21 protein-coding genes are annotated in these 21,443 nt (G+C 58.0%); 10 read left to right on the forward strand and 11 right to left on the reverse strand.

Annotated elements, in window-relative coordinates:
• Window positions 1–45 precede the first annotated feature (45 nt).
• The 5 genes from mdcE to mdcA are packed head-to-tail and all read right to left on the reverse strand — an operon-like array spanning window position 46 to window position 4,493.
• A complete protein-coding gene (gene mdcE, locus AC4IC4_RS21090; protein WP_491472849.1) occupies window positions 46–846 on the reverse strand; it encodes a biotin-independent malonate decarboxylase subunit gamma in 801 nt (266 codons plus the stop codon).
• Window positions 846–1,679, reverse strand: coding sequence for a biotin-independent malonate decarboxylase subunit beta (locus AC4IC4_RS21095; RefSeq protein WP_491471826.1), 834 nt, complete (start codon window positions 1,677–1,679; stop codon window positions 846–848). The genes mdcE and AC4IC4_RS21095 overlap by 1 nt, the downstream gene beginning before the upstream one ends.
• Window positions 1,672–1,971: a malonate decarboxylase acyl carrier protein gene (mdcC, locus tag AC4IC4_RS21100; protein ID WP_014885504.1), complete on the reverse strand. Its 300-nt coding sequence runs from the start codon at window positions 1,969–1,971 to the stop codon at window positions 1,672–1,674. Before mdcC ends, AC4IC4_RS21095 begins: the two co-directional genes overlap by 8 nt.
• A gap of 9 nt (window positions 1,972–1,980) precedes the next feature.
• Window positions 1,981–2,838 carry a triphosphoribosyl-dephospho-CoA synthase gene (locus AC4IC4_RS21105; protein ID WP_491471827.1) on the reverse strand — a complete coding sequence of 286 codons (858 nt, stop codon included), beginning with the start codon at window positions 2,836–2,838 and terminating at the stop codon, window positions 1,981–1,983.
• Window positions 2,838–4,493 carry a malonate decarboxylase subunit alpha gene (gene mdcA, locus AC4IC4_RS21110; protein ID WP_032648362.1) on the reverse strand — a complete coding sequence of 552 codons (1,656 nt, stop codon included), beginning with the start codon at window positions 4,491–4,493 and terminating at the stop codon, window positions 2,838–2,840. Before mdcA ends, AC4IC4_RS21105 begins: the two co-directional genes overlap by 1 nt.
• Window positions 4,494–4,721: 228 nt before the next feature.
• Between mdcA and AC4IC4_RS21115 the strand changes: the two genes are divergently transcribed.
• The 3 genes from AC4IC4_RS21115 to AC4IC4_RS21125 are packed head-to-tail and all read left to right on the forward strand — an operon-like array spanning window position 4,722 to window position 6,859.
• Window positions 4,722–5,744 (forward strand): hydrolase, encoded by a 1,023-nt coding sequence (locus AC4IC4_RS21115; protein WP_032648359.1) that lies wholly within the window; start codon window positions 4,722–4,724, stop codon window positions 5,742–5,744.
• On the forward strand, window positions 5,741–5,959 hold the full coding sequence (locus AC4IC4_RS21120) for a YheU family protein (protein ID WP_008503016.1): 219 nt from the start codon (window positions 5,741–5,743) through the stop codon (window positions 5,957–5,959). Before AC4IC4_RS21115 ends, AC4IC4_RS21120 begins: the two co-directional genes overlap by 4 nt.
• A 30-nt stretch (window positions 5,960–5,989) precedes the next feature.
• Window positions 5,990–6,859: a phosphoribulokinase gene (locus AC4IC4_RS21125; RefSeq protein ID WP_008503017.1), complete on the forward strand. Its 870-nt coding sequence runs from the start codon at window positions 5,990–5,992 to the stop codon at window positions 6,857–6,859.
• An 86-nt stretch (window positions 6,860–6,945) separates the two neighbouring features.
• Here AC4IC4_RS21125 and AC4IC4_RS21130 read toward each other — a convergent pair whose 3' ends face one another.
• Window positions 6,946–7,350 (reverse strand): OsmC family protein, encoded by a 405-nt coding sequence (locus AC4IC4_RS21130; protein WP_008503018.1) that lies wholly within the window; start codon window positions 7,348–7,350, stop codon window positions 6,946–6,948.
• A 311-nt stretch (window positions 7,351–7,661) separates the two neighbouring features.
• Here AC4IC4_RS21130 and crp point away from each other — a divergent pair, with 311 nt between their 5' ends.
• Both crp and AC4IC4_RS21140 read left to right on the forward strand, forming a co-directional pair.
• Window positions 7,662–8,294, forward strand: coding sequence for a cAMP-activated global transcriptional regulator CRP (crp, locus tag AC4IC4_RS21135; protein ID WP_000242758.1), 633 nt, complete (start codon window positions 7,662–7,664; stop codon window positions 8,292–8,294).
• 57 nt (window positions 8,295–8,351) lie between these two features.
• Window positions 8,352–10,439 carry a YccS/YhfK family putative transporter gene (locus AC4IC4_RS21140; RefSeq protein ID WP_032648358.1) on the forward strand — a complete coding sequence of 696 codons (2,088 nt, stop codon included), beginning with the start codon at window positions 8,352–8,354 and terminating at the stop codon, window positions 10,437–10,439.
• On the opposite strand, the gene argD is transcribed toward AC4IC4_RS21140, so the two are convergent.
• The 4 genes from argD to ppiA all read right to left on the reverse strand — a co-directional run bounded on the left by argD (window position 10,436) and on the right by ppiA (window position 13,599).
• Entirely contained in the window at window positions 10,436–11,656 is a 1,221-nt protein-coding gene (gene argD / locus AC4IC4_RS21145) for a bifunctional acetylornithine/succinyldiaminopimelate transaminase (RefSeq protein WP_491471828.1), read from the reverse strand. The two genes, AC4IC4_RS21140 and argD, sit on opposite strands and share 4 nt — an antisense overlap.
• An 86-nt stretch (window positions 11,657–11,742) precedes the next feature.
• Window positions 11,743–12,306: an aminodeoxychorismate synthase component 2 gene (pabA, locus tag AC4IC4_RS21150; RefSeq protein ID WP_491471829.1), complete on the reverse strand. Its 564-nt coding sequence runs from the start codon at window positions 12,304–12,306 to the stop codon at window positions 11,743–11,745.
• A 30-nt stretch (window positions 12,307–12,336) separates the two neighbouring features.
• A complete protein-coding gene (locus AC4IC4_RS21155; RefSeq protein WP_491471830.1) occupies window positions 12,337–12,921 on the reverse strand; it encodes a putative adenosine monophosphate-protein transferase Fic in 585 nt (194 codons plus the stop codon).
• A 105-nt stretch (window positions 12,922–13,026) separates the two neighbouring features.
• Complete coding sequence (gene ppiA, locus AC4IC4_RS21160) at window positions 13,027–13,599, reverse strand: peptidylprolyl isomerase A (RefSeq protein ID WP_023309471.1); 573 nt, start codon at window positions 13,597–13,599, stop codon at window positions 13,027–13,029.
• Between the two features lie 278 nt (window positions 13,600–13,877).
• Here ppiA and tsgA point away from each other — a divergent pair, with 278 nt between their 5' ends.
• On the forward strand, window positions 13,878–15,062 hold the full coding sequence (gene tsgA / locus AC4IC4_RS21165) for an MFS transporter TsgA (RefSeq protein WP_021242206.1): 1,185 nt from the start codon (window positions 13,878–13,880) through the stop codon (window positions 15,060–15,062).
• An 18-nt stretch (window positions 15,063–15,080) separates the two neighbouring features.
• Here the strand turns inward: tsgA and AC4IC4_RS21170 are convergent, their stop codons facing one another.
• Window positions 15,081–16,382 (reverse strand): cytosine deaminase, encoded by a 1,302-nt coding sequence (locus AC4IC4_RS21170; protein WP_407820781.1) that lies wholly within the window; start codon window positions 16,380–16,382, stop codon window positions 15,081–15,083.
• Window positions 16,383–16,621: 239 nt separating this feature from the next.
• Between AC4IC4_RS21170 and nirB the strand changes: the two genes are divergently transcribed.
• The 4 genes from nirB (at window position 16,622) to AC4IC4_RS21190 (ending at window position 21,310) form a co-directional block, all read left to right on the forward strand.
• On the forward strand, window positions 16,622–19,165 hold the full coding sequence (gene nirB / locus AC4IC4_RS21175; RefSeq protein ID WP_491471831.1) for a nitrite reductase large subunit NirB: 2,544 nt from the start codon (window positions 16,622–16,624) through the stop codon (window positions 19,163–19,165).
• Window positions 19,162–19,488, forward strand: coding sequence for a nitrite reductase small subunit NirD (nirD, locus tag AC4IC4_RS21180; RefSeq protein WP_045909328.1), 327 nt, complete (start codon window positions 19,162–19,164; stop codon window positions 19,486–19,488). Before nirB ends, nirD begins: the two co-directional genes overlap by 4 nt.
• 134 nt (window positions 19,489–19,622) lie before the next feature.
• Window positions 19,623–20,996, forward strand: a complete 1,374-nt coding sequence (gene cysG, locus AC4IC4_RS21185) for a siroheme synthase CysG (RefSeq protein ID WP_491471832.1) — start codon at window positions 19,623–19,625, stop codon at window positions 20,994–20,996.
• A 143-nt stretch (window positions 20,997–21,139) separates the two neighbouring features.
• Window positions 21,140–21,310: a YhfL family protein gene (locus AC4IC4_RS21190; RefSeq protein WP_008503029.1), complete on the forward strand. Its 171-nt coding sequence runs from the start codon at window positions 21,140–21,142 to the stop codon at window positions 21,308–21,310.
• The last annotated feature ends 133 nt before the right edge of the window (window positions 21,311–21,443 follow it).

Here is a 21,443-nt window from a genome sequence, read left to right on the forward strand (position 1 = left end):
GGGCGCGCCCACGGGGTTTGCATCTCCGGCAGGTCTTTTTTTTACTTACCAGCTGGCTCGCATACGTTCGCGTACGAGCGCCGAGCTGCGGCGGTTGTCAGCACCCAGACGGTTTTTCAACGTGGTGTCCTGACGAGCGTCACTGATGGCCTGTTGCAGGGTGGTTTTCACCAGCGTCAGATCGTTATCGGAGGGGGCATCCGGGTTGCTGATATCCAGCAGGTTAGAGAGCAGCCCCAGCGTGGCGTAGTTGCCGATGTCGTATGCCATTGGCGGAATGGTCGCCGCCAGTTTTTCCAGCGCCTCGACGGTACGCAGCGTAATGCGCGCCGCAGACTCTTTGCCCATCGCGTGGATCAGCACGCCTTTGTCGTTAAAGGCGATCAGACGGTTGGCCTGATAGCCGTGCGCCAGGAACGCGCCGGACATCGCCTTGCCGACGATAAGCCCAATCACCGGGTGACCGGCCAGGCGGGCATTCGCATAGGCTGCCGCCGCACCGGCCAGCGCCTGATGAATACCAAACGCCTCTTCGCGACGGCCATAGGCCTGGCTTGGAACGTCGATCACTGCCACAATCGGGCGCTTCACGCCCTTATCGGCATCCGCCGCGACGGTTTCGCTGACCACTTTCGCCAGGGTCCAGCCCTCCAGCAGACCGACTTCCCCTTTCGCCGCGCGCGGGAAGTGGTTGTTGGCATCCGGCACCACGGCGACAAAGCGCACCGCCTCGCCGTTAAGCTCACCGTCTGCCGCCTGGACGGACGGGCATAGCCCCGCGATACGTTTGACATTCGGAGCGAGGGTTTCCAGCCAGAGCTCGCCACGGCTTTTTGAATTACTCATCATTTCACCTCCCGGGCAAAAAGCGCGTTAATCTGTTCGGCATCGGCCTGTTTGCGGGTGTCGAAATTCGTTAAACGGTTCAGGTAATCGTCGTAGTTGTCGGTGCGGTGTTCCGCGGGAACGCCTTTAGCAATCGCGTCGTTCATCGCCTGTTTCACCGCGTTGATACCGTCGCCGACGAGCGCATCCACCAGCCCGCTTTGATAGCGCACTTCGCCGCCGGTCATGCTCCAGATAAACGGACGATCGCGGGAGTTGTACTCCTCAATGCCCGCCTCCTGCTCGATAACCTGCGGGCCGTTAAGACCAAGACGCGCTTCGCGGGTCACAATCAGGTAGCTGCACAGCGCTGCCGCGATGGACATCCCGCCGAAGCAGCCCACGGTCCCGGCCACAATCCCCACCACCGGGGTGTAGCGGCGCAGGTCAACAATCGCGGCGTGGATATCGGCAATCGCCGCCAGGCCGAGGTTCGCTTCCTGCAGGCGCACGCCGCCGGTTTCGAGGCACAGCACCGCCTGCGTCGGAATGCCGTTGCGGTTATCTTCCGCCGCCAACTCCAGCGCCGCCGCCATTTTGGCACCGGACACTTCGCCCATGCTGCCGCCCTGGAACGCGCCTTCAATCGCCACGACGACGGCAGGCTTGCCGTTGATGGTGCCTTTCGCCACCACCATGCCGTCGTCCGCCTGCGGCACAATGCCCTGTGGCCCAAGCCACGGAGAAATAATGCCTTCAAACGGATCCAGCAGTTCGCGGTAGCTGCCCTCGTCGAGCAGAGCCTGCGCGCGCTGGCGCGCTTTCAGTTCGATAAAGCTGCTGTCATCACGCATGGCTCACCCCCTCAAAAACCTGTTCGATACGAATGCGCGCCACGCCCGGCGTCGCGCCGAAGTCGTGGATGGTCAGCTTCCCTGCGGGCAGGCTGCTGACGGTTTGCAGACGGTTGAACAGCGCCTCCCAGCGACCCCGGCTGTTGTCCACGGAGGTGGTGATATCAATGGTTAGCGTCTGGCCCGGTTCGGCGGTGAAGAGCACCTCCATATCCCCGGAACCAACTACCCCTGCCAGCGCCCTGCCGCTTAACGCGCGGCTGGCTGGCACGGTCAATGTGATTTTTTCCATAACATCCTCTTAATGCTTTGAATTTGGCGTTTCGATGCGGTCGAGAAACAGCGTGGCGGCAAGCAGGTCGGCAGCGCCGCCCGGTGAGGCGTTGAGCGCCAGCATCTGACGGTCTAACCTGGCCAGCGCCTGCTGGCCCGCAGGCGTTGCGCTGCCGCCGGTATTCAGCACCGCACGGGCACCGTCCTGCATGGCGTCAAGCCCTTCCATTCCGGCACGTGACAGCACGCAGGTGTCGGTGAGTGAGGTCATGATGGCCATCAGCGCGTCGAGCCTGGCGTGCGTTTCGCTGCTGCCGTTGAGACGGCTGAGGCGAAGCTGCGGCAGCGCGCGCTGCATGACGTGCGGGAACGCCTGCTGCGCCTCTTCACGCGCGCCCGGCACGCGGTAACGGTGCGTGGCGCGCAGCCCTTTGCTGAACACTTTCGGCGCCGCATCGTCCGGGAGTTTTGCCAGCTGCGCGGCGGTATTCGCGACGGCCTGCGCAGCTGCATCACCGCCCAGCATCGCCACTGCGCTCACCAGCAATCCCAGGGCCCAGATCGCGCCACGATGGGTGTTTACGCCCCCGGTTGCGGACATCATTTGCTGCTCGCCTTCGCGACCGAGTCGCCCGACGGTTTGCCGAAGTGCGATATCTGCCGGACGCTGCCAGCTTTGCTGCGCCAGCGCCTGAAACGTGGAGGTCAGGCTATGCGCGGAGCGCTCCATCAGCGCAAGCGATAAATCCTGGTGCGCGCCGTTCCCCCGACTGTCCACCAGACCGGGTTTCGGGCTTAAACGTGCTTCGTCAATCAGACACTGCGTGGCGGTTCGCGCCAGCCATTCGGCACCGCCTTCAACCTGAATCTGGGGCAGAAGTTTCATTACCAGCTCCGGAATTTCGCAGGTGGGTTATACAAACCGCCGGACCACTCAACGAGGTCAGACACGCTGCCTGCCGCCAGCAGAGAGCGGGTGGCGTCAGTGCGGCGAATCCCCATATCTTCCGGATAGACCACTTTGCCGCTCTGGCGCAGTTCCGCCACGCGTTTGGCGTCCACGCCCAGGCCGATGTCGGTGATCCCCGCGACGGCGGCAACCATGGCCCGACGCTCTTCCAGATCTTTCGCCCGGTAGAGGTAGGCAATCCCCTCTTCCGTCAGCACGTGCGTCACGTCATCGCCGTAAATCATCACCGGTGCCAGCGGCATGCCGGAGGCTTTCGCCACGTCGACGGCATCGAGTTTTTCCACGAAGGTTGGCTTCACGCCTGCCTGGAAGGTTTCGACCATCTGCACGACCAGCTTTTTACCGCGCTGCATCGGGTCCGGCTCGGTGATCATGTTCAGCCAGGCCGGCGTGGCGTGGCGGCGACCGTGCGGGTCATGGCCCATGTTTGGCGCACCGCCAAAGCCGGAAAGACGACCGCGGGTCACGGTTGAGGAGTTGGCATAGCCGTCTACCTGCAGCGTAGAGCCGATAAACATATCCACCGCGTACTGACCTGCCAGCTGGCAGAAGGCGCGGTTGGAACGCATAGAGCCGTCGGCCCCGGTAAAGAAGACGTCCGGACGAGCACGGATGTACTCTTCCATCCCCAGCTCGCCGCCGAAGCAGTGCACGCTCTCCACCCAACCGCTTTCGATGGCGGGGATCAGCGTCGGATGGGGGTTCAGCGTCCAGTGTTTACAGATTTTGCCCTTCAGGCCGAGCTGTTCGCCGTAGGTGGGCAACAGCAGTTCAATCGCCGCGGTGTTAAAGCCGATACCGTGGTTCAGGGACTGCACCTGGTGTTCCGCGTAGATGCCTTTGATGGCCATCATCGCCATCAGGATATGTTCCTGTTTAATGAGGCGTGGGTCGCGGGTGAACAGCGGTTCGATAAAGAACGGCTTGTCGGCAACCACGACGTAATCGATCCAGGAGCCCGGGATATCCACGCGCGGCAGCTCGCATTCGTCGTCTACCAGCTCGTTCACCTGCGCGATGACGATGCCGTCGTGGAACGCGGCGGCTTCCACCAGCGCCGGGGTATCTTCAGTGCTCGCCCCGGTATAGAGGTTGCCTTTGCGGTCGGCTTTAAAGCCGGCAATCAGCGCCACGTTGGGCGACAGGTCGACGTAGAGACGTGAGTAAAGTTCGATGTAGGTGTGAATTGCGCCGATTTCGAGCTGACCGTCTTCCAGCAGCTGGGAGATTCGCAGGCTCTGCGTCCCGGAGAAGGAGAAATCCAGCTTGCGGGCGATGCCTTTCTCGAAGATATCCAGATGCTCGCTACGGCCGACGCTCGGCATGATCATATGCAGGTCGTGGACAATTTGCGGGTTCACTTCGGCCAGCGAGCGGGAAAGGAAATCCGCCTGCTTCTGGTTGTTACCTTCCAGAACGACCTTGTCGCCAGGCGCGATTAATTTTTCCAGCATGGCGACAAGATCGCCGGTTGGCAGTACCTTGCCCTGCACCGGTACGGACGCCAGGCGACGCGCTTTTTCGCTGCGTCGCGTGTTCCATTGCCGGGTGGGTGTTTGCCCAGATAACATTATTAACCTCCTGATTCAGCTAATCATTTTGATTTGCTTAACGTTGAGTAAAGTGTGCGCTCTGGTGAGAAAGGCATCAATTAAGCGTAGAGTGGAATCATTAGCCTGAGAGTAATAATCAAGGTAAAGATTTGTGATCGGGATCAGTTCATGTTTCGGAAAACCAGGCTAAACGGGGTACAATTCGGAAAGTACCGTAAATTTCTGACAAGAATCAGCATCGCCCTTATGACCCAAATCATTCCATCAGACTTCGACATTGCGGCCGAAGACAGCACTGAGTTCGTGCCTATGCGCGGCGTGGCCAATCGCCATTTGCAGACCATGCTGCCGCGACTGATCCGCCGCAAGGTTCAGTTCACCCCACACTGGCAGCGGCTTGACCTGCCAGACGGTGATTTTCTGGATCTCGCCTGGAGCGAAGCGCCGGAACAGGCCCGCCATAAGCCGCGTCTGGTGGTCTTTCACGGCCTGGAAGGCAGCCTGCACAGCCCGTATGCGCATGGATTAATTGAGGCGGCAAAAGCGCGCGGCTGGCTCGGCGTGGTGATGCATTTTCGCGGCTGCAGCGGCGAACCGAATCGTCAGAAACGCATTTATCACTCGGGTGAAACCGAAGACGGAACGTGGTTTTTACACTGGCTGCGGGACAACTTTGGCACCGTGCCGACCGCCGCGGTGGGCTACTCGCTGGGCGGCAATATGCTGGCCTGCCTGCTGGCCAAAGAGGGTGAAAGCGTCCCGCTGGATGCCGCCGTCATTGTCTCAGCACCGTTTATGCTGGAGCAGTGCAGCTACCACATGGATAAAGGCTTTTCCCGCGTCTATCAGCGCTACCTGCTCAACCTGCTGAAGGCCAACGCGGCGCGTAAGCTGAAAGCCTACCCGGATACACTGCCGGTCAGCCTGCGCCAGCTGAAAAAGGTGCGCCGTATTCGCGAGTTCGACGACCTGATCACCGCGAAAATCCACGGCTTCGCCGATGCGATTGACTATTATCGTCAGTGCAGCGCCATGCCGCTGCTCAGTAAGATCACGCAGCCGACGCTGATCATCCATGCCAAAGATGACCCGTTTATGGATCATCACTCGATCCCCGCTCAGGAATTCCTGCCCGACAACGTTCACTATCAGTTGACCGAGCACGGCGGCCACGTCGGGTTTATCGGCGGTACGCTGCGCCGCCCGAAAATGTGGCTTGAGACGCGTATTCCTGACTGGCTAACCCCTTATCTGGACGGTGCAAAATGATTATTCCCTGGCAGGATCTGGCTCCCGAAACACTCGATAATCTGATTGAAAGTTTTGTATTACGCGAAGGCACCGATTATGGTGAACAGGAACGCTCGCTTGAGCAAAAGGTCAACGATGTTAAGCGCCAGCTGAAAAGCGGCGACGTGGTGCTGGTGTGGTCAGAACTGCATGAGACGGTCAATATCATGCCCCGCAACGCGTTTCACGGCTGATCTTCCACCCTTTTAAGTCAGGGAGTTGCTATGTCTGCCAGACATCCGGTTATTGCCGTTACGGGGTCGAGTGGTGCGGGAACCACCACCACCAGCCTCGCCTTTCGCAAGATTTTCGCCCAGCTGAATCTTCGTGCGGCGGAGGTCGAAGGCGACAGCTTTCACCGCTACACGCGTCCGGAGATGGATATGGCCATCCGTAAGGCGCGCGATCTGGGTAAACACATCAGCTATTTCGGCCCGGAAGCCAATGACTTCGGCCTGCTGGAACAAACCTTTATAGAGTACGGTCAGAGCGGCAAAGGGCAGTCCCGCAAGTATCTGCATACCTATGATGAAGCCGTTCCCTGGAATCAGGTACCGGGGACGTTCACCCCGTGGCAACCGCTGCCGGAACCCACCGACGTACTGTTTTACGAAGGATTGCACGGTGGCGTGGTCACCCCTCAACACGACGTGGCGCGCCACGTGGATCTGCTGGTCGGCGTGGTCCCTATCGTTAACCTGGAGTGGATCCAGAAGCTGACGCGCGACATGAGCGAGCGCGGCCATTCACGAGAGGCGGTGATGGACTCGGTGGTGCGCTCCATGGAAGATTACATCAACTTCCTGACGCCGCAGTTCTCCCGTACCCATATTAACTTCCAGCGGGTGCCGACGGTGGACACCTCCAACCCGTTTGCCGCCAAAAGCATCCCGTCTCTGGATGAGAGCTTTGTGGTGATCCATTTCCGCAATCTCGAAGGCATTGATTACCCCTGGCTACTGGCCATGCTGCAGGGCTCGTTTATTTCGCACATGAATACGTTAGTCGTGCCGGGCGGAAAAATGGGGCTGGCGATGGAGCTCATCATGACGCCGCTGGTGGAGCGACTGATGGAGGGGAAGCAGATTGCGTGAGTTGTTTTGCCCGGTGGCGCTGCGCTTACCGGGCCTACGGTCATGCTTTAGTAGGGCGGGTCAGCGAAGCGCCACCCGCCAAAAGATTAAGCCTCGATCACTTCATACGAATGCGTGATTTTTACCGCTTTCTCCAGCATTAACGCCACAGAGCAGTACTTCTCCGCAGACAGGTCCACCGCACGCGAGACCGCTGCGTCTTTCAACTCTTTACCGGTGACCACAAAGTGCAGATTAATATGGGTGAACAAGCGTGGCGCCTCTTCGCGACGTTCTGACGTGAGTTTAACCTCACAATCCGTCACGTCATGACGACCTTTTTGCAGAATCGACACCACGTCAATGGCGCTGCATCCCCCTGCCGCCATCAGCACCATTTCCATTGGGCTTGGCGCTTTATCGCCGGAGTTACCGTCCATCAAAATCTGGTGTCCTGACGCGGACTCGCCCAGGAACGTTAAACCTTCAACCCATTTCACGCGCGCTTGCATATTCTTAAACTCCAACGTTGCATTTTTGGTGACAGATTACGCGTGCGTTACATTTCTCGCAATGGAAGGCGACCTGCATCATGCTGAAGCGAGACACCAGGAGACACGCGGCGAAAGCTATGCTAAAACACTCTGGATGCTACAGTAATACATTGACGTTACACATGTATGCAGAGGACATCAAACTTTACTGGCTGCGAAACGTTACGGTAGCCGACTTCCCAGGGTATGGGTAAGAATTCGATTGCAACCCCAGAGTCCGGATGCATCTGATGACTCTGGTGACAGCTTATAACAGAGGATAACAGCGCATGGTGCTTGGCAAACCGCAAACAGACCCGACTCTCGAATGGTTCTTGTCTCATTGCCACATTCATAAGTACCCATCAAAGAGCACGCTGATTCACCAGGGTGAAAAAGCGGAAACGTTGTATTACATCGTTAAAGGCTCGGTGGCAGTGCTGATCAAAGATGAAGAAGGGAAAGAGATGATCCTTTCTTATCTGAACCAGGGCGATTTCATCGGTGAACTGGGCCTGTTTGAAGAGGGCCAGGAACGTAGCGCCTGGGTTCGTGCAAAGACAGCATGTGAAGTGGCTGAAATTTCTTACAAGAAGTTCCGTCAGCTGATTCAGGTTAACCCTGACATCCTGATGCGTCTTTCTTCCCAGATGGCGCGCCGTCTGCAGGTCACCTCAGAGAAAGTGGGCAACCTCGCCTTCCTGGACGTGACTGGCCGTATCGCACAGACCCTGCTGAACCTGGCGAAACAGCCAGACGCCATGACCCACCCGGACGGCATGCAAATTAAAATTACCCGTCAGGAAATTGGTCAGATCGTCGGTTGCTCCCGTGAAACAGTGGGCCGTATCCTGAAAATGCTGGAAGATCAAAACCTGATCTCTGCCCACGGTAAAACCATCGTGGTTTACGGAACGCGTTAATTCCGCTTAAACGGCGTGCCATCGCAAGGTGTCACGCCGTTTTTGTCTCTACTCTCCATGTGGCGCAGGCTGATCTATCACCCGGAAGTTAACTACGCACTGCGACAAACGCTGGTGTTGTGTCTTCCCGTGGCCATAGGCCTGATCCTCGGACATCTTCAGCAAGGTCTGCTGTTTTCCCTCGTGCCTGCCTGCTGCAACATCGCCGGTCTGGACACGCCGCATAAGCGCTTTTTCAAACGCCTGATTATCGGCGGCTGCCTGTTTGCGGGCTGTAGCCTCGCCGTACAGCTGTTACTGGCTCGTGATATCCCGCTGCCGCTGATCCTGACCGTGCTGGCGATGACCCTCGGCGTCACGGCGGAAATCAGTTCGCTGCACGCCCGCCTGCTTCCCGCGTCGCTGATTGCGGCCATCTTCACGCTGAGCCTCGCCGGGAATATGCCGGTGTGGGAGCCGCTGCTGATCTACGCCCTGGGGACATTATGGTACGGCCTGTTTAACTGGTTCTGGTTCTGGCTGTGGCGGGAGCAGCCGCTGCGTGAATCCCTGAGCCTGCTCTATGTGCAGCTTGCGGATTACTGCGAAGCCAAATACACCCTGCTGACCCAGCATACCGATCCGGAAAAATCCTTACCGCCCCTGCTGACGCGCCAGCAGAAGGTGGTGGATCTGATAAGCCAGTGCTATCAGCAGCTGCATATGCTCGCCGCCAACAAGAACCACGAGTACAAACGGCTGCTGCGCACCTTCCAGGTCGGGCTGGATCTGCAGGAGCATATCTCCGTGAGCCTGCACCACCCGCAGGAGGTGCAAAAGCTGGTCGAGCGCAGCCACGCCGAAGCGGTGATCCGCTGGAACGCGCAGACGGTGTCCGCACGCCTGCGCGTTCTGGCCGATGATATTCTCTATCACCGCTACCCGACGCGCTTTAACATGGACAAACAGCTGGGCGCGCTGGAGAAAATCGCTCGTCAGCATCCGGATAACCCCGTCGGCCAGTTTGCCGCCTGGCACTTCAGCCGTATCGCCCGCGTGTTGCGCACGCAGCGCCCGCTTTATCCCCGCGACCTGATGGCGGATAAGCAGAAACGGCTGCCGCTATTGCCCGCGCTCAAAAGCTATCTTTCTCTTAAATCGTCCGCCCTGCGCAACGCCGCACGAATTAGCGTGATGCTCAGTACCGCCAGCCTGATGGGCATGGCGCTGCATCTGCCGAAACCCTACTGGATATTAATGACCGTGCTGTTTGTCACTCAGAACGGCTACGGCGCCACGCGGGTGCGTATTCTGCATCGGGCGGGCGGCACCATGGCCGGGCTGATCATCGCGGGCGTGACGCTGCACTTCCACGTGCCGGAAGGCTATACCCTGGCAGGCATGCTGGCGATCACGCTGGTAAGCTACCTGATTATCCGCAAAAACTACGGCTGGGCGATGGTGGGCTTTACGGTGACGGCGGTATATACCCTGCAGCTGCTCACGCTCAATGGCGAACAGTTTATTGTCGCCAGGCTGATTGATACCCTGATCGGCTGCCTGATTGCTTTTGGCGGCATGGTCTGGCTGTGGCCGCAGTGGCAAAGTGGACTGCTGCGCCAGAACGCCCACGACGCGCTGGAAGCCGACCAGCAGGCCATTCGCCTGATCCTGAGCGACGACCCGCAGCCGTCGCCGCTGGCTTATCAGCGCATGAAGGTCAACCAGGCGCACAACGCCCTGTTCAACTCACTCAACCAGGCAATGCAGGAGCCGGGCTTTAATTCGCACTATCTGGCAGACATGAAGCTGTGGGTGACGCACAGCCAGTTTATCGTCGAGCACATTAACGCCATGACCACGCTGGCGCGCGAGCACACGATGCTGACGCCGGATCTGGCGCAGCGCTATTTGCAGTCGTGTGAAATTGCGTTGCAGCGGTGTCAGCAGCGTCTGGAATATGACTCGCCGGGTGAGTCGGGAGATTCGAACATTCTGGAAGCGCCGGAAACGTTAACCCACGGGCCAATGAGCACCCTGGAGCAGCATTTGCAGCGCGTACTGGGGCATCTGAACACCATGCACACCATTTCGTCGGTGGCATGGCGTCAGCGTCCGCATCACGGGATTTGGCTAACCCGCAGGTTGAAGCGGACGGCGTATTAACCTTTTACGATCTTCGCGACCGCGGCGGCAAACCGGGTTAACCCGTCTTCAATGTCTTTGTCTTCCACCACCAGCGACGGTGCAAAGCGCATCACGTCCGGCCCGGCGTTGAGCACCATCACCCCTTCGCGAGCGGCGGCGTGCAGGAAGTCGCGCGCGCGGCCCTTATACTGCGGCTTCAGCTCGGCACCAATCAATAACCCCATACCGCGGATCTCGCTGAACACATCGTACTGCTCGTCAATCTTTTGCAGGTGTTTTACGAACAGCTCGCGCTTCGCGCTGACGCCGTTCAACACCTCTGGCGTGTTGATGATGTCGAACGCGGCACCCGCCACGGCGCTCGCCAGCGGGTTACCGCCGTAGGTAGAACCGTGAGAGCCAACGTGGAACGCGGAGGCGATCTCCTGCGTCGTCAGTACCGCACTCACCGGGAAACCGCCGCCGAGCGCTTTAGCACTGGTCAGAATATCCGGCGTCACGCCGTAGTGCATATACGCGAACAGATCGCCGGTACGTCCCATTCCGCACTGCACTTCATCAAAGACCAGCAGCGCCTGATGTTCGTCGCACAGTTCGCGCAGCCCTTTCAGGAATTCCGGGGTTGCCGCCGTCACGCCGCCTTCACCCTGGATCGGCTCAACGACTACCGCGCAGGTATGGTCGTCCATCACCGCTTTCACCGCGTGCAGATCGTTAAACGGCACGTGGACGATATCAGCCGGTTTCGGGCCAAACCCGTCGGAATACTTCGGCTGGCCGCCAACGGAGACGGTAAAGAAGGAGCGTCCGTGGAAGGCATTGTGGAAGGCGATGATTTTGGTTTTGTACGGGCTGTGACGCGTTGTCGCGTAGTAGCGCGCCAGCTTAAAGGCGGTTTCGTTGGCTTCGGTGCCGGAGTTCATAAACAGCACGCGCTCGGCGAAGGTGGCATCGATGATCTTACGTCCCAGGCGCAGCGCCGGTTCGTTGGTGAACACGTTGCTGGTGTGCCACAGGGTTTCGCCCTGGGTTTTTAGCGCCTCCACCAGCGCGGGATGGCAATGACCCAGCGCCGTGACCGCAATACCGCCCGCGAAATCCACATACTCTTTACCCTGCTGATCCCAGACGCGGCTGCCCTTTCCCTTCACCGGGATAAACTCAGCCGGTGCATAAATCGGCAGGATCACTTCATCAAATGTCGCGCGGGTAATTGCTGGTTGTTCAGTTGCCATGTCATGCCCATCCATTTTATGTCACATTGATTGTGAAAATATAATCACAAAATATGCATAAAAAATCACAACAAGGCAACAGTTATTCAGCGATGGAGGAAATTTGCCAGCAGCGCATGGCCCTGCTCGCTGAGGATGCTTTCCGGATGAAACTGCACGCCTTCGAGGTCCCATTCACGGTGACGAATCCCCATGATCTCCTGCGTATCGCTCCAGGCCGTCACCTCAAAGCAGTCGGGCAGCGTCGACGGGTCAATTACCAGGGAATGGTAGCGCGTCACGGTTAACGGATTATTGAGCCCCGTGAACACTCCGGTGCCCGTGTGGGTGACCGGCGAAGTTTTACCGTGCATCACTTTGGCGGCGCGCACGATGGTGGCACCAAACGCCTGGGCAATCGCCTGATGGCCCAGACAGACGCCCAGGATCGGCAGCCTGCCGGCATAGTGCTGGATCACATCCAGAGAAATACCCGACTCCGAGGGCGTACACGGCCCCGGAGAAATCACGATTTTCTGTGGAGCCAGCGTCTCGATATCGGCGAGATCGATCTCGTCGTTGCGACGAACAACCACCTCGGCACCCAGTTCGCAAAAATACTGGTAAAGGTTCCAGGTGAAGGAATCGTAGTTATCAATCAGCAGAATCATGGCGGCTCCCGAAAAAAATGCCGCCCTATTCTACTCAGATTCCCGCGCTTCGCTCACTACTTTGGCAAAGATAGCGTTTAGCGTGGATAAATCACCCGTTGCGCCGCTGCGGTTAGCCGCCACCCACTGCTCGGGATCGATATCGCGCCAGTCCAGCGCGTAGCCTGCATGGAGCGCCAATTGCTCGAAGAACACGCGTTGGGCAATACCGTTGCCGCGCATGAAGGGATGCAGCATGTTGATTTCGCAGTAATAGTGGCTAACCCGGTCAACAAACGCCGCTTTCTCAAGACCCACAAGATATTTTTCGCTTTCCAGCGCCGCCATCAGCTCGTTACCCATCTTTTCGATGTATTCGAAATGGCAGAACGGAATATCACCTTTAAAAATATCGTCGGTACGGAGTTCGCCTGCCCGCTTCATCTCGCTGCGGTACAGATGACGATGAATAAGGCACAGATGGGGCAACCCAGGCGCGGAAGGCCCAAGCTCCAGCGTCTCAATGTGGGGTTCCGAGGGACCATTACCTTTTTCAAGGAGACAACTGGCCTGTAAATTGACGTTACGCTGCTGTTCCCAGAGACGGGATTTTTGCTTGTCGGTGAGTTTTTTCACTTAACGCCTCCCTGAATAGTCCGTTTGCCACAAGTATAAGCAGCAAAACGCGCTTTCGCAGGGAGGGCGACATCACGCGGGCAGGAGAGCCCGCGTTCAGAAGAATTACGGCAGAACTTTTGCGGAGAGGATAACCACCGGTTTTGACGGCACATTCTGATACGGACCGACGTCGTGAGTAGGCACCTGAGAAATCTTGTCAGCCACGTCCATCCCTTTCACGATTTTACCGAACACCGCATAGCCGAAGTCACGCTGACCGTGGTCGAGGAAGGCGTTATCCGCCACGTTGAGGAAGAACTGGCTGGTCGCGCTATCTTTGTCTGCGGTACGCGCCATGGAGATGGTGCCGCGCTTGTTCAGCAGGCCGTTGTCCGCTTCGTTTTTAATAGGCGGGTTCGGCTGCTTCTGCTGCATCTGCTCGTTGAAGCCGCCGCCCTGCACCATAAAGCCTGGGATCACGCGGTGGAAAGTGGTGTTGTTATAGAAACCACTGTTCACGTAGTCGAGGAAGTTTTTCACAGAAACCGGAGCTTTCTGGCTATTCAGTTCCAGCTCAATGTTCCCGGCGGAGGTGGTCAGCAGAACGTGAGGGTCCCCTTTGGCTGCCAGCGCAGCAGGGGAAACGGCAGAAAGAGCAAACACAGCTGCGACAGCCGCCAGTGTTGATTTGAGCATGAGAATTCCTTAACAAAGCGCAGTATAAAAAGCGAATGGCTTGATTCTAAAGAGCAGTATGAACGGAGACCAGCCTTTTACCTAATTTTACGAAATTGAAACAGTTGTAACCACGCAAACGGTTGGCTTTAGCGCCATTTTGTGTGATCAGGATCACACAAAAACATGCAATGAAGTTCTAATTTCTCTTAAAAGATATGAATAGATCACTTTAATGTCTAAAATCTGCCCGCTCTCAGCGCCCCCTGGGCGCTTTTCTTTTTCTGAACAGGCCAGACATGACTAACAGCAATCGCATCAAGCTCACATGGATCAGCTTCTTCTCCTACGCCCTGACCGGCGCGTTGGTGATCGTCACCGGGATGGTGATGGGAAATATCGCAGACTACTTCCAGCTGCCCGTTTCCAGCATGAGTAATACCTTCACCTTCCTCAACGCAGGGATCCTGATCTCTATTTTCCTGAATGCCTGGCTGATGGAAATCGTGCCGCTGAAAACCCAGCTGCGTTTTGGCTTTGTGCTAATGGTCGCCGCCGTGGCGGGCCTGATGCTGAGCCACAGCATCGCCCTGTTCTCCGCCGCCATGTTCGTGCTTGGTCTGGTCAGCGGGATCACCATGTCGATCGGTACGTTCCTGATTACCCATATGTATGAAGGCCGCCAGCGCGGCGCGCGCCTGCTGTTTACCGACTCCTTCTTCAGCATGGCCGGAATGATTTTCCCGATGGTCGCGGCCGTTCTGCTGGCGCGCAGCATTGAGTGGTACTGGGTCTATGCCTGCATTGGGTTGGTCTACGTTGCCATCTTCATTCTGACCTTCGGCTGCGAGTTCCCGGTGCTGGGCAAGAAAGCGCAAACCACCGCAGAACCCGTCGCGAAAGAGAAGTGGGGCATCGGCGTGCTGTTCCTCTCCATCGCCGCCCTGTGCTATATCCTGGGACAGCTGGGCTTTATCTCCTGGGTACCGGAATACGCCAAAGGTCTGGGCATGAGCCTGAACGATGCGGGTAAACTGGTGAGCGATTTCTGGATGTCTTACATGTTCGGCATGTGGGCGTTTAGCTTCATCCTGCGCTTCTTCGACCTGCAGCGCATTCTGACCGTGCTGGCAGGCCTGGCGACCGTGCTGATGTACCTGTTCATCAACGGCTCCCCGGAACATATGCCGTGGTTCATTCTGACCCTGGGCTTTTTCTCCAGCGCCATTTATACCTCGATCATCACCCTGGGCTCCCTGCAGACCAAAGTGGCCTCGCCGAAGCTGGTTAACTTCGTTCTGACCTGCGGCACCATCGGCACCATGCTGACCTTCGTGGTGACGGGCCCGATCGTTGCCCACAGCGGCCCGCTGGCCGCGCTGCATACCGCGAACGGTCTGTACGCCGTGGTGTTCATCATGTGCTTCATCCTGGGCTTTGTGACCCGCCACCGCCAGCACAACGCGGCAGCGGCATCGCACTAAACCCTGCGCCCCTTTGCATTAGGCAGAGGGGCTGTTTCTGGCGAAACTTACCTCTTCTCCTCCGGTATCCATCTGGATCCAGGTCTGCGCCAGCTGCGTGGTGGCAATGATCCGTCCCTGACGAATCGACCAGCGCACCGGCACCTGGCAGCGCACCGCTTCAAACCCGCTCTCCGCAGGCAGAATAATCAGGTTTGCCGGGTTTCCCGTTTCAATGCCGTAATCGCTCAGGCCAAAGGTCCGGGCGCTGTTGTGGGTGATGAGATTCAGGCCGCTGTCGATTTGCGGATAGCCCATCATCTGACAGACGTGCAGCCCCATATGCAGCACCTGCAGCATGTTGCCGGTACCGAGCGGGTACCACGGGTCGAAGACGTCGTCGTGACCAAAGCAGACGTTAATGCCCGCCTCCTGTAGTTCTTTCACCCGGGTGATACCGCGACGCTTCGGATAATCATCAAAGCGCCCCTGCAGGTGGATGTTGACCAGCGGGTTAGCGACGAAGTTAATCCCCGACATTTTCAGCAGGCGGAAGAGCCGCGAGGTGTAAGCGCCGTTGTAGGAGTGCATGGCGGTGGTGTGGCTGGCCGTCACGCGCGGCCCAATACCGGCCTCATACGCCAGCGCGGCCACCGTCTCGACAAACCGCGACTGTTCGTCGTCGATTTCGTCGCAGTGAATATCCAGCGGACGGTCATACTTCTTCGCCAGCTCAAACGCGATATGCAGCGACTGGACGCCATACTCGCGGGTGAACTCGAAGTGTGGGATCGCCCCCACCACGTCGGCCCCCAGCTTTAACGCCTCTTCCAGCAGCGCCGCGCCGTTCGGGTAAGAGAGAATACCTTCCTGCGGAAACGCGACAATTTGCAGCGTTACCCACGGCGCCACCTCCTGCTTCACCTCCAGCATCGCCTTCAGGGCGGTGAGCGTCGGGTCGGAGACATCCACATGGGTGCGAACAAACTGGATGCCGTTGGCAATTTGCCACTTCAGCGTTTTCCAGGCGCGCGCTTTCACATCCTCATGACTGAGCAACGCCTTGCGCTCGGCCCAGCGCTCGATGCCTTCGAACAGCGTGCCGGACTGGTTCCAGTTCGGCTCACCCGCCGTCTGGGTGGTATCGAGGTGAATATGCGGCTCAATAAACGGCGGGATCGCCAGCCCACCGCGCGCGTTTAAGACTTCGTAGCTTTCGGCATGGGTGTCGTCCATCGGGGTGATGTCACCAAATCGCCCGTTCTCAATGGCGAGCTGCCACAGCCCTTCCCGACCTGGTAAACGAACATTCTGAACAAGCCATAACGGTGCTGTAGACATACCTTTCCCCTAAAAAACGCCGCTGATATTCAGGCGTATTGATTCTGGCAAAACCGCCCCTGAGTTGTACACAAATTCAACGAACACGAAAAGCCTTCGATTTCCACTACTTATAAAAATCCTGACAAATCAGTCATATACCACCTAAGGAGTAGGCGAAGACGTATTTGATTTGCATCAATAAGCGCCTCTGCTGAATCGTTAAGGTAGGCAATAATAGAAAAGAAATCGAGGCAATAATGAGCAAAGTCAGACTCGCTATCATCGGTAACGGCATGGTCGGCCACCGCTTTATCGAGGATCTTCTCGATAAGGCCGATGCTGAGCAGTTCGATATTACCGTGTTCTGTGAAGAACCCCGCAAGGCGTACGACCGTGTGCACCTGTCTTCCTACTTCTCCCATCATACCGCCGAAGAGCTCTCTCTGGTGCGCGAAGGTTTCTACGAGAAGCATGGCGTAAAAGTGCTGGTGGGCGAACGCGCTATCACCATCAACCGTCAGGAAAAAGTGATCCACTCCAGCGCCGGGCGTACGGTTTTTTACGACAAGCTGATCATGGCGACGGGCTCCTATCCGTGGATCCCGCCAATTAAAGGCTCGGAAACGCAGGATTGCTTCGTGTACCGTACCATTGAAGATCTCAACGCCATCGAATCCTGCGCGCGCCGCTGCAAACGCGGTGCGGTGGTCGGCGGCGGCCTGCTGGGCCTGGAAGCGGCTGGCGCGCTGAAAAACCTCGGCGTTGAAACCCACGTCATCGAATTTGCCCCGATGCTGATGGCCGAACAGCTGGACCACATGGGCGGTGACCAGCTGCGTCGTAAAATCGAGAGCATGGGCGTGAAGGTTCACACCAGCAAGAACACCAAAGAGATTGTCCAGGAAGGCACCGAAGCACGCAAAACCATGCGCTTTGCCGACGGCAGCGAGCTGGAAGTGGACTTCATCGTCTTCTCCACCGGTATTCGTCCGCGCGACAAGCTGGCGACCCAGTGCGGGCTGGCCGTGGCGCAGCGCGGCGGGATCATGATTAACGACACCTGCCAGACCTCCGATCCGGATATCTACGCTATCGGCGAATGCGCCAGCTGGAACAACCGCGTATACGGTCTGGTGGCGCCGGGCTACAAAATGGCGCAGGTCGCCGTGGACCATATCCTCGGCAGCGAAAACGCGTTTACTGGCGCAGACATGAGCGCCAAGCTGAAGCTGCTGGGCGTGGACGTAGGCGGTATTGGCGATGCGCACGGCCGCACCCCGAATTCCCGCAGCTATGTCTATCTGGACGAAAGCAAAGAGGTCTACAAACGACTCATCGTCAGCCAGGACAACAAAACCCTGCTCGGCGCGGTGCTGGTGGGCGACACCAGCGACTTCGGTAATCTGCTCCAGCTGGTGCTCAACGCCATCGAACTGCCGGAAAACCCGGACGCGCTAATCCTCCCGGCGCACGCCTCCAGCGGCAAGCCGTCTATCGGCGTAGATAAACTGCCGGACAGCGCGCAGATTTGCTCCTGCTTCGACGTCACCAAAGGCATGCTGATCTCTGCCATCAACAAAGGCTGCCACACCGTTGCGGCGCTAAAAGCGGAAACCAAAGCCGGTACCGGCTGCGGCGGCTGTATTCCGCTGGTCACTCAGGTGCTGAACGCCGAACTGGCGAAACAGGGCATCGAAGTGAACAACAACTTGTGCGAGCACTTCTCGTATTCACGCCAGGAGCTGTACCACCTGATCCGCGTGGAAGGCATTAAGTCCTTCGACGAGCTGCTGGCGAAGCACGGCCAGGGCTACGGCTGTGAAGTGTGTAAACCGACCGTCGGCTCCCTGCTGGCCTCCTGCTGGAACGAGTACGTACTCCAGCCCGAGCATACGCCGCTGCAGGATACCAACGACAACTTCCTGGCCAACATCCAGAAAGACGGCACCTACTCCGTGATTCCACGCTCGGCCGGTGGTGAAATTACGCCGGAAGGGCTGGTCGCGGTGGGCCGTATCGCACGTGAATTTAACCTTTACACCAAAATTACCGGCTCCCAGCGTATCGGCCTGTTCGGCGCGCAGAAGGACGATCTGCCGGAAATCTGGCGTCAGCTGATTGAAGCGGGCTTCGAAACCGGCCACGCGTACGCCAAAGCGCTGCGCATGGCGAAAACCTGCGTGGGCAGCACCTGGTGTCGCTACGGCGTCGGCGACAGCGTGGGCTTCGGCGTGGAGCTGGAAAACCGCTACAAAGGCATCCGTACCCCGCACAAAATGAAGTTTGGCGTCTCCGGCTGCACCCGCGAATGTGCGGAAGCGCAGGGTAAAGACGTGGGGATTATTGCCACCGAGAAAGGCTGGAACCTGTATGTGTGCGGCAACGGCGGGATGAAACCGCGCCATGCGGACCTGCTGGCGGCAGATCTCGATCGTGACAAGCTGATTCAGTATCTCGATCGCTTCATGATGTTCTACATCCGTACCGCCGATAAGCTGACCCGTACCGCCTCCTGGCTCGATAACCTTGAGGGCGGCATCGATTACCTGAAATCGGTCATCATCGACGACAAGCTGGGCCTGAACGAACATCTGGAAGCGGAGATGGCGCGCCTGCGCGAGGCGGTGATCTGCGAATGGACGGAAACCGTCAACACCCCGGCGGCGCAGACGCGCTTCAAACACTTTATCAACAGCACCCAGCGCGACCCGAACGTACAGGTTGTGCCGGAGCGCGAACAGCATCGTCCGGCGACACCGTATGAACGTATTCCGGTCACGCTGGTGGAGGAAAACGCATGAGCCAGTGGGTAAACATCTGCAATATTAACGACATTCTCCCCGCCACCGGCGTCTGTGCGCTGCTGGGCAGCGAGCAGGTGGCGATTTTCCGCCCTCGCCACGATGAACAGGTTTTTGCCATCAGCAATATCGACCCGTTCTTTGAGGCCAGCGTGCTCTCCCGCGGCCTGATTGCCGAGCACCAGGGTGAACTGTGGGTCGCCAGCCCGTTGAAAAAGCAGCGTTTCCGCTTAACCGACGGACTCTGCATGGAAGATGAAAGCTTCTCGGTCAAACACTACGACGTCCGCGTGAAGGACGGCGAGGTGCAGCTGAAAGCGTAACCCCTCGCCTTTTCAATAGGAAAGGCTTATGACCCCTTATGGGTAACGGCAGGAAAAACCGTATGTTCTGTACGATTCCTGCTGTTATCCTGACGTCAATTCTTCCCCCGCCATGAATGCTGTGAGGTAACGTCGTGGATCACCTGCCGATTTTTTGTCAATTACGCAACCGCGACTGCCTGCTCGTGGGCGGCGGCGACGTGGCCGAGCGCAAAGCGCGCCTGCTGTTAGAGGCTGGCGCCCGCCTGACCGTGAATGCCCTGTCCTTCGCCCCCCAGTTTGAGGTTTGGGCTCAGGAAGGGATGCTCACGCTGGAACAGGGCGCGTTTAATGAATCCCTGCTGGATACCTGCTGGCTGACCATTGCCGCGACGGATAACGATGAAGTGAACCAGCGCGTGAGCGATGCCTGCGAAGCGCGCCGTATCTTCTGCAACGTGGTGGATGCGCCGAAAGAGGCCAGCTTTATCATGCCGTCGATTATCGACCGCTCGCCGCTGATGATCGCAGTGTCGTCCGGGGGACGTTCGCCGGTTCTCGCGCGTCTGCTGCGGGAAAAACTGGAAGCCCTGTTGCCCCAGCATCTTGGTCAGATTGCGCATTATGCCGGGCAACTCCGCTCCCGCGTGAAGCAAACCTTCTCGACAGTGGGCGAGCGCCGTCGCTTCTGGGAAAAATTCTTTGTGAACGACAGGCTGGCGCAGTCGCTGGCGAATCAGGACGTGAAGGCGGTTGAAGAGACAACGACGCAGTTACTCTCCGAACCCCTGGATCATCGAGGCGAAGTGGTGCTGGTGGGCGCAGGTCCCGGCGATGCGGGTCTGCTGACGTTAAAAGGACTACAGCAGATCCAGCAGGCGGATATCGTGGTGTACGACCGTCTGGTTTCTGATGACATCATGAATCTGGTCCGTCGCGACGCCGACCGCGTCTTCGTTGGCAAACGGGCGGGCTACCACTGCGTGCCGCAGGAGGAGATTAACCAGATCCTGCTGCGCGAGGCGCAGAAAGGTAAGCGCGTGGTGCGCCTTAAGGGCGGCGATCCGTTTATCTTTGGTCGCGGCGGCGAGGAGCTGGAAACCCTGTGCGACGCGGGCATTCCGTTCTCCGTAGTGCCGGGCATTACGGCAGCATCCGGCTGCTCAGCGTACTCTGGCATTCCGCTGACCCACCGGGATTACGCCCAGAGCGTGCGCCTGGTGACGGGCCACCTGAAGACCGGCAGCGAGCTGGACTGGCATAATCTGGCCGCCGAAAAGCAGACGCTGGTGTTCTACATGGGGCTGAACCAGGCCGCCACGATCCAGGCGAAGCTGCTGGAGCACGGCATGAAGGCAGATATGCCGGTCGCGCTGGTGGAAAACGGTACGTCCATCAAGCAGCGCGTGGTGGATGGCGTGCTGACGCAGTTAGGCGAGCTGGCGCAGCAGGTCGAAAGCCCGGCGCTGATTGTGGTGGGCCGCGTGGTTGAACTGCGCGACAGGCTGAACTGGTTCTCGAATCACTAACGCATATTCTTCCTTTCCGGAGTAGTCCTTAAGCGGACTACTCCCCTCTTACCGCTGTCGATAACATACCGCCCCGAAGTGGAACTTTTCCCTTTATTCCATTGAGTTACATCCAATTTTCGTTTTTAAGACAAGGAATGCGTATGTTCAAACTGGCAAAAGCCGCCGTTCTGGTTGGCCTGTTATCGACGCTGACTGCCTGCACCGGTCACGTACAGAACACCAAAAATAACTGCAGCTACGATTATCTGCTGCACCCGGCGATCTCCATTTCGAAGATCATCGGTGGTTGCGGCCCGGCGGCGCAGCAGTAAACGTTTTACAGGCGTAAAAAAACCGGGATGTCCCGGTTTTTTAGTTTTGGAGAGTGTGTTTTTTGTCGGGTGGCGGCTTTGCCTTACCCGACCTACACGATCCTGTAGGCCGGGTAAGCGTTAGCGCCACCCG

This window comes from Enterobacter sp. Taxon_2, from assembly GCF_058355295.1.

Coding starts and splice junctions, on each gene's coding strand:
- mdcE (WP_491472849.1), bottom strand. CDS start 846: ATGAGTAATTCAAAAAGCCGTGGCGAGCTCTGGCTGGAAACCCTCGCT.
- AC4IC4_RS21095 (WP_491471826.1), bottom strand. CDS start 1,679: ATGCGTGATGACAGCAGCTTTATCGAACTGAAAGCGCGCCAGCGCGCG.
- mdcC (WP_014885504.1), bottom strand. CDS start 1,971: ATGGAAAAAATCACATTGACCGTGCCAGCCAGCCGCGCGTTAAGCGGC.
- AC4IC4_RS21105 (WP_491471827.1), bottom strand. CDS start 2,838: ATGAAACTTCTGCCCCAGATTCAGGTTGAAGGCGGTGCCGAATGGCTG.
- mdcA (WP_032648362.1), bottom strand. CDS start 4,493: ATGTTATCTGGGCAAACACCCACCCGGCAATGGAACACGCGACGCAGC.
- AC4IC4_RS21115 (WP_032648359.1), top strand. CDS start 4,722: ATGACCCAAATCATTCCATCAGACTTCGACATTGCGGCCGAAGACAGC.
- AC4IC4_RS21120 (WP_008503016.1), top strand. CDS start 5,741: ATGATTATTCCCTGGCAGGATCTGGCTCCCGAAACACTCGATAATCTG.
- AC4IC4_RS21125 (WP_008503017.1), top strand. CDS start 5,990: ATGTCTGCCAGACATCCGGTTATTGCCGTTACGGGGTCGAGTGGTGCG.
- AC4IC4_RS21130 (WP_008503018.1), bottom strand. CDS start 7,350: ATGCAAGCGCGCGTGAAATGGGTTGAAGGTTTAACGTTCCTGGGCGAG.
- crp (WP_000242758.1), top strand. CDS start 7,662: ATGGTGCTTGGCAAACCGCAAACAGACCCGACTCTCGAATGGTTCTTG.
- AC4IC4_RS21140 (WP_032648358.1), top strand. CDS start 8,352: ATGTGGCGCAGGCTGATCTATCACCCGGAAGTTAACTACGCACTGCGA.
- argD (WP_491471828.1), bottom strand. CDS start 11,656: ATGGCAACTGAACAACCAGCAATTACCCGCGCGACATTTGATGAAGTG.
- pabA (WP_491471829.1), bottom strand. CDS start 12,306: ATGATTCTGCTGATTGATAACTACGATTCCTTCACCTGGAACCTTTAC.
- ppiA (WP_023309471.1), bottom strand. CDS start 13,599: ATGCTCAAATCAACACTGGCGGCTGTCGCAGCTGTGTTTGCTCTTTCT.
- tsgA (WP_021242206.1), top strand. CDS start 13,878: ATGACTAACAGCAATCGCATCAAGCTCACATGGATCAGCTTCTTCTCC.
- AC4IC4_RS21170 (WP_407820781.1), bottom strand. CDS start 16,382: ATGTCTACAGCACCGTTATGGCTTGTTCAGAATGTTCGTTTACCAGGT.
- nirB (WP_491471831.1), top strand. CDS start 16,622: ATGAGCAAAGTCAGACTCGCTATCATCGGTAACGGCATGGTCGGCCAC.
- nirD (WP_045909328.1), top strand. CDS start 19,162: ATGAGCCAGTGGGTAAACATCTGCAATATTAACGACATTCTCCCCGCC.
- AC4IC4_RS21190 (WP_008503029.1), top strand. CDS start 21,140: ATGTTCAAACTGGCAAAAGCCGCCGTTCTGGTTGGCCTGTTATCGACG.